9 protein-coding genes are annotated in these 7,359 nt (G+C 28.6%); all 9 read left to right on the top strand.

The window, feature by feature from the left end; all coding sequences use genetic code 11:
• Positions 1 to 44: 44 nt before the first annotated feature.
• On the top strand, positions 45 to 1,010 hold the full coding sequence (locus CLCHR_RS23455; protein WP_079442348.1) for a glycoside hydrolase family 73 protein: 966 nt from the start codon (positions 45 to 47) through the stop codon (positions 1,008 to 1,010).
• Between the two features lie 75 nt (positions 1,011 to 1,085).
• Entirely contained in the window at positions 1,086 to 2,180 is a 1,095-nt protein-coding gene (gene cobT, locus CLCHR_RS23450; protein WP_079442347.1) for a nicotinate-nucleotide--dimethylbenzimidazole phosphoribosyltransferase, read from the top strand.
• A 153-nt stretch (positions 2,181 to 2,333) separates the two neighbouring features.
• Positions 2,334 to 2,864, top strand: a complete 531-nt coding sequence (locus tag CLCHR_RS23445; protein ID WP_079442346.1) for a cob(I)yrinic acid a,c-diamide adenosyltransferase — start codon at positions 2,334 to 2,336, stop codon at positions 2,862 to 2,864.
• 72 nt (positions 2,865 to 2,936) lie between these two features.
• Positions 2,937 to 3,473 (top strand): bifunctional adenosylcobinamide kinase/adenosylcobinamide-phosphate guanylyltransferase, encoded by a 537-nt coding sequence (locus CLCHR_RS23440; protein WP_079442345.1) that lies wholly within the window; start codon positions 2,937 to 2,939, stop codon positions 3,471 to 3,473.
• Between the two features lies 1 nt (position 3,474).
• Complete coding sequence (locus CLCHR_RS23435) at positions 3,475 to 4,233, top strand: adenosylcobinamide-GDP ribazoletransferase (protein ID WP_079442344.1); 759 nt, start codon at positions 3,475 to 3,477, stop codon at positions 4,231 to 4,233.
• Between the two features lie 18 nt (positions 4,234 to 4,251).
• Positions 4,252 to 4,677 carry a bifunctional adenosylcobinamide kinase/adenosylcobinamide-phosphate guanylyltransferase gene (locus tag CLCHR_RS23430; protein WP_079442342.1) on the top strand — a complete coding sequence of 142 codons (426 nt, stop codon included), beginning with the start codon at positions 4,252 to 4,254 and terminating at the stop codon, positions 4,675 to 4,677.
• A 3-nt stretch (positions 4,678 to 4,680) separates the two neighbouring features.
• Entirely contained in the window at positions 4,681 to 5,301 is a 621-nt protein-coding gene (locus CLCHR_RS23425; RefSeq protein ID WP_079442341.1) for a histidine phosphatase family protein, read from the top strand.
• Positions 5,294 to 6,241, top strand: a complete 948-nt coding sequence (gene cbiB / locus CLCHR_RS23420; protein WP_079442340.1) for an adenosylcobinamide-phosphate synthase CbiB — start codon at positions 5,294 to 5,296, stop codon at positions 6,239 to 6,241. Before CLCHR_RS23425 ends, cbiB begins: the two co-directional genes overlap by 8 nt.
• Positions 6,242 to 6,271: 30 nt before the next feature.
• Entirely contained in the window at positions 6,272 to 7,354 is a 1,083-nt protein-coding gene (cobD, locus tag CLCHR_RS23415) for a threonine-phosphate decarboxylase CobD (protein WP_079442339.1), read from the top strand.
• Positions 7,355 to 7,359 lie beyond the last annotated feature (5 nt).

The following is a 7,359-nucleotide window of genomic DNA, read 5'->3' as shown; positions in this document are numbered from 1 at the left end:
GATATTAATTATATGTAGATTATATTAAATGAAGGAGTTCTGGGATGAACGCAAGAAAAAGAAAAAAGGGGTTAAGAAAAAAAATTAAGAATATGATAGTATTGATTATTATTGGAGTTATTGGTTTTCAAATTTATAATTTATTCAATATTGAAAAATATAAAAATATTAACTTAAAAGATTTAGATACAAAGATATATATAGAAGAAGCGGATAATGTTAGTAAAGATAAACTTCAAATTAATTGGAAGTACATGGCTGCAATTGATGGTGTTAGATATAAAAATGATTTTTCTCAAGTTACTGAAAATAGTGCTAGGGAGTTAGCGAATATGTTTGTAGAAAAAAATAGTACAGGCATCAAGGTTAAAAGTAGTGATTACAGACTTGTAGACCTAGATACAGTATTGGATGAATTATCTTTTGATAAAGAGCAAAAAGAAAAAGTCCATGATTACATAGATGACCTAAAATATACAGGATACCAAAAGAATAATTTAAAGGATGAATTTAAAGTAGAATTTATCAATAGAATGTATCCCCAGGCAATTGAAATATATAATAAATATGGAGTTCTTCCATCTATAACTATTTCCCAAGCAATATTAGAAAGTGGATGGGGAAAATCTGAGCTAAGTACTAAGGCAAACAATTTATTTGGAATAAAAGCAGATAATAGATGGACTGGGAAAAAGATTAAAATGAATACTTCAGAATACTATAGTAAAAAAATTGAAGACTATTTTAGAGTATATAATAGTACTGAGGATTCAATAAAAGATTATGGAGAATTTCTAAAAAATAATAAACGGTATAAGCAGAGTGGAGTTTTTAACACAACACATTACTTAGAGCAAGCTAAAGCAATAGAAAAAGCAGGATATAGTACTGTGGAGAATGACAAAGGTGAGCCAATATATTCAAAGTTATTAATAGACCTAATTCAGGAGCAAAATCTTCAGCTTTTAGACTATGAGTGCGAGATGAGTTACTTTAAGGATAATAAATAATTTTTTATAGGCATTACTTAGGGATTTATGTTATATTTAACAAAGAATAGATAGGAATTACGTGGGGGATATAAAATGAATACTAATATTAAGCAATTAAGTGATATTATTAATGGTATAAGAGATGTAAATGAGGAAATATTAATACAAGCAGATAAGAGGATGACATCACTTGCAAAACCATTAAAGAGTCTAGGAAAACTAGAAGAAATAGCGATAAAGCTTTCTGGGATTACAGGAAAGATAAAGAATAATATAAATAAAAAAATGGTAATTATAATGTGTTCAGATAATGGGGTTGTTGAAGAGGGTGTCGCATCAGCCCCTCAATCAGTAACTTTGTCTCAAACAATAAATTTTACAAAAGGACTAACTGGGGTTGCGGTTCTTGCAAAGGCAAATAATACCGACCTTATGGTTGTAGACGTGGGAATAAATTGTGATTTTAATCATCCAAATGTTATTAATAAAAAAATAAGAAAGTCTACTAATAATATAGCTAAAGAATCTGCCATGAGTTATGATGAGGCGATAAAAGCTATGCTTATAGGAATTGAATGTGTTAAGAATGCAAAGGAATTAGGGTATGAAATTCTTGGAGTAGGAGAAATGGGTATAGGCAATACGTCAACAAGCAGTGCAGTATTATCAGCATTAACAGATACAAAAGTTCAAGATGTTGTAGGAAGAGGAGCTGGCATCACAGATGAAGCTTTTGAGAAAAAGAAAAAAGTTGTAATCCAGGCTATTGAGGTAAATAAGCCTGATAAAACTGATCCAATAGATGTAGTTTCTAAAGTTGGAGGTTTCGATATTGCTGCTATGGCAGGAGTATTTATAGGAGCTGCTTATTATAAAGTTCCTGTTATTATAGATGGATTTATATCTGCTGTTGCAGCCATTATAGCTTTTAGACTAAATTCAAAAACAAAGGACTACATGTTTACTTCTCATGATTCAAAGGAAGTGGGATTTAAGGTTGCAATTAACGAGTTAGGATTAAGCCCATTACTAAATTTAGATATGGGTCTTGGCGAGGGAAGTGGATGCCCGCTGGCATTTTCAATAGTAGATTCCGCATGTGCAGTTATGAATAACATGGCAACCTTTGAAGAAGCAGAGATTAATGATAGCTATTTAGATGAACTTAAAATTCTGAATAATATCTAGTTTATTTACTAAAATAATTTATAGAATTTTAATTTTAAGAAATAGTAACTAGGTGATTTATAGATACCATAGTTATTTATAACCAGTTTAGTGATTCGAATAATAGCACTTATGATTTCGCATTTGTGTAAAGATGCAGAAGGAGGAGATTTTATGGAAATAGGACTAATTCATATTTATTGCGGAGATGGAAAAGGGAAAACTACAGCTGCCATGGGGCTTGGTATTAGGGCAGCAGGCAGAGATAAAAAAGTTTTATTAACTCAATTTTTAAAAGATTATGATACAGGGGAATTAATATCGATAGAGAAACTTGGAGAGAATTTCTGTGTTGTAAAAGGTGAGCCAGTAAGAAAGTTCTTTAAGTTTATGAGTGAAGATGAACAAATTCATACTAAAAATGAACATGAAAAAAGGTTTAAAGAAGTAACTCAAAAATCTATAGATGAAAATTATGATTTATTAATACTAGATGAAATAATAGCTTCAACGAACTTGGAATTAATATTTCTAGATAATGTAGTTGAATTTCTGGAAAATAAACCTAAAGGATTAGAGGTTGTATTAACAGGAAGAAATCCAAATGAAAAATTGGTTGAACTTGCTGATTATGTTTCTGAAATCAGGGCAATAAAGCACCCCTATGAAAAAGGAATAACTTCAAGAGTTGGAATAGAGAAATAGATACGTACTAAGTTATATGGTTATATTTATATAAATATAGTAATTAAAATTTGTTGGATTGGAATTTTAGAGATGAATTATTTGATAATTGGAGGCTCTAAAAGTGGTAAATCGGAAGTAGGAGAAAAAATAGCCATATCTTTAAACAAAAATAAAGTTGTTTATGTTGCCACTATGAAGCCTTATGACAAAGAAGATGAAGAAAGAATAAAAAAACATATAGAAAATAGAGCAGGTTTTAATTTTTTTACTTTAGAAAAGCAAAGTAATCTACATGAATTAATTAATGAAATTAAAGATGATGATACTGTATTGATAGACAGCATAACATCTCTTTTGACAAATGAAATGTTTATTGAAAGTGACATTATTAAAAATCCATCAATAAATATTCTAATGGGATTAAATCAAATAATGAGTAAAGTAAAAAATATTGTAATTGTTAGTGATTATATATTTAATGATGCAATAGAATATGATGAAATTACTGAAGATTTTAAAAAGGAGTTAGCGACTATAAATATAGAATTGGCAAACATTTGCGACAATGTTATAGAATGTAGTTTTGGAAATATAAGATACCATAAGTGTAAGGAGAAAATTATATAAAATGAGGAAATTTTATAAGGGGTTTATCATGTCTTTAAGTATGTTTACTGTACTTCCAACACCGTACGTTGAATGGGATGATGAAGGGGTAAAAAATATGATGAAGTTTTATCCTGTAGTAGGGCTAATAGTTGGAGCTATATGGAGCATTATATATTACTTAATGGACATTTCTAATGTTTCAATTATTTTAAAAAGTATAGTTGTGATGATGGTGCCATTTATTGTAACAGGAATGCTGCATTTAGATGGATTTATGGATGTTTGTGATGCAATTCTTTCTAGACGAGATAGGGAAGAAAAACTTAGAATTTTAAAAGATTCGAGGACAGGAGCATTTTCTGTAATATCATTAGTAATGCTATTTTTTTTACAATTTGGAGGCATGCACTCTATTTTAGAAAAGAATGTACAATTTTATATATTAATATTAATTCCAATAGTTAGTAGAAGCAGCGTGGCATATTTTCTTTTAAGCAGAGTTACCATAAAAGAAAGTACTCTTGGAACGTACTTTAAAAAAGGAACTAATAAAATAGATAGAATTATTATGGTTATATCAGTGATTATAATGCTTGTGATATCATTCTTTGTCCTTAATATTTATGGATTATTAATGACTGGATTAATAATAATTGGGGTTACGTGGTCAGTAGAAAAGTGTAGAAAAGAATTTGGAGGCATATCAGGAGATGTGGCTGGGTTTGCTTTAGTTGTTGGTGAAGTTATAGGAATATTAACGTTAGGAATAGTATTATAATCTTTGAGGTGGTACATAATGAAGTTAGTTTTTGGTGGAGCCTATAATGGAAAACTTAGGTTTGTGAAAGACAAATATAATATAAGTGATGATGAGATCTATTTTTGTAGTGGCCATAATCTTGAATATAATAAAAGGGTTATATGTGGTCTGCATGTATTTACAAAGGAATGTATTTTAAAGGATCTTGATTCCTTAGAAATTTTAAAGAACAATCTTAATGCATTAAAGGACAAGATAATTATTTGTGATGAAATAACATCAGGAATTGTACCGATTGAAAAATTAGATAGAGCATGGAGAGAAGAAACAGGGCGTGCATTACAATTTTTAGCAAATAATTCTTGTTTTGTGTATAGAGTCTTTTTTGGACTTTCAGACGAGTTAAAAAAGAATATAAATGAGAAGGAAAGTAGGATTAGTGATGAGTCATCACTAAAATAGTATATGAAAGAGATTACATTATTTTTAATTAGACACGGAAAAACATACTGTAATGAAAAGCAATTATATTGCGGGAAAAGCGATGTTGATTTAAGCGAAAATGGAATTGTTGAATTAAAAGAAAATTTAAAGAAAACTGAATACAGAAGCTGTGATTATTATTTCACTAGTGGAGCTAAGAGGGCAAATCAAACTTTGGAAATTCTTTGTCCAAATGTTAAATATGATATTTGGGAAAATTTCTTTGAATATAATTTTGGAGATTTCGAATTAAAAGGTTATGATGATTTGAAACTTTTAAAGGAATATACCACTTGGATAGATGATGAAGAAGGATATATAAAGTGTCCAAATGGAGAAAGTAAAACGGAATTTAGAAATAGAATTAAAGAGGCTTTCATAAACTTAATTGCATATTTAGTTAGTAAAAATATAAAAGCAGCATTTGGAGTAATTCATGGCGGAAGTATAGGCATGATACTAGAAATGTTATATGATAATAGTAAGAAATTTTATGAATGGCAGCCTAAAAATGGTGTGGGATATGAATTAATAATAAATATAGATGAAAATAATGAATTTACAATAGATAAAGTAATTCAAAAAGGGGGATTCCATGATTGAATTAACAATAGGATTTCTTTTAGATTTAATAATTGGGGATCCTAATAATCCATATCATCCAGTTAGAGGAATAGGATGTTTGGCTAAAAGATTTGAAACAATATTTAGGAGACTTTTCAAGAACTATTTAAAAGCAGCAGGCTTAATAACTTGGATCTTAACAATTTCTGTAACATTTATTATAACCTTTTGGATTGTAAATGCATGTAAAAGTATCAACCTTTATTTTGGAATTATTGTAGAGGGCGTATTAATATATTTCTGTATAGCATCCAAAGGGTTGGTAGTTGAAGGATATAAGGTAATTACATTCTTGTTAAAAGATGATATAGAGGGCGCAAGAAAGCAGTTATCATTTATTGTAGGACGTGATACAGCTAGTCTTAATAAAGAAGGCATAATAAAGGCTGTTGTTGAAACCATTGCAGAAAATATGGCAGATGGGATTATTGCACCTTTATTTTATGCGGCAATTTTTGGAGCGCCTTTAGCTTTTGCTTATAAAGCAGTAAATACATTAGATTCAATGTTTGGATATAAGAACGATAAATATATGGATTTTGGATTTTTTTCAGCCAAATTAGATGATATTTTTAATTATATACCAGCAAGAATAACAGGGATATTAATAGCAATTTCAGCTGGAATATTAGGATATAACTATAAAAATAGTTTGAAAATATATAAGAGAGACAGATATAACCATACAAGCCCTAATAGTGCCCATCCTGAAGCAGCAATAGCTGGAGCATTAGGAGTAGAGCTTGGAGGAGCAAATTATTATTTTGGAAAATTAGTAGAAAAGCCTAAAATAGGAGATAAGCTTAAGGAAATAGAAATTAATGATGTTAATAAAACAGCAAAGGTTCTTTATTTATCAGCTGTTATAGGATTTTTGATTGCAATATCTGTTAGAACAATAGTATTAATGTATATATAAACATTATATAATAAACAATGGGGGATATTTATGGCAAGTTTTGGTCATGGTGGAAATGCAAAAGTAATAAGCAGAGAAAATAAACTTCAATATGAAAAAATAATAGATTTTTCAGCTAACATAAATCCTTTAGGTGCACCGACTAGTGTGAAAAAGGCTATTATTGATGGTTTGGATGAAATTGAAAAGTATCCTGATATAACTTATTTTGAACTTAAAGACTCTATAGGGGAATATGAAAATATAAATATAGATAATATTATATTAGGAAATGGTGCAGCAGAAGTTTTATTTAATATAGTTAAAGGGATTAATCCTAAAAAATCATTGATTCTTGCTCCAACTTTTTCTGAATATGAAGAAGCTGTACGAGCAGTAAATGGAGATATTATTTACTATGAATTAAAAGAAGAAAACAACTTTTGCATACAAGAAGATATTTTAGAGCATATAGATGACAAAATAGATTTAATGTTTATATGCAATCCGAATAATCCAACAGGAGTTATAACTTCAAAAGATTTATTGGAAAAAATTTTAATAAAAGCACAAGAAAATAATGTTATATTATTAATAGATGAATCCTTTTTAGATTTTATGGAAGAAGATTTATCAATGATTTCGTACATAAATAAATATGAAAATTTAGTCATAATAAAATCTCTCACTAAATTCTTTGCGCTTCCCGGAATAAGAATTGGATATGCAATATGTAACAGCTTATTAAAGGAAAAGGTCGAAATGATATCTCCAGCTTGGAATATTAATATTTTGGCTGAAATAGCTACAAAAGTTGCAGTTAAAGATGATAATTATATTACAGAATCTATAAAATTTATAAAAAATGAAAAGGAATATTTATTTAATGAATTAAGGCAGATAAAGGAATTAAAAGTATTTAAACCAAGTGTTAACTTCATATTATTGAAAAATCTAAGAAATATGGATTTGAAAAATGAATTATTAAAGAATAATATATTAATTAGAAGTTGTCATAATTACGAAGGATTGAATAATGACTTTTACAGAGTTGCAGTAAGAAATCATGCGGAAAATATTATGATAATACAGAATTTAAAGAATATATTTGAAGAGTATGTAAATAAAGAGTAATATTA

This window comes from Clostridium chromiireducens (genome assembly GCF_002029255.1).
Lineage (GTDB): Bacteria > Bacillota > Clostridia > Clostridiales > Clostridiaceae > Clostridium > Clostridium chromiireducens.
Note: the sequence above shows the minus strand (reverse complement) of the source record. Positions and strands in the feature narration are given on the sequence as shown.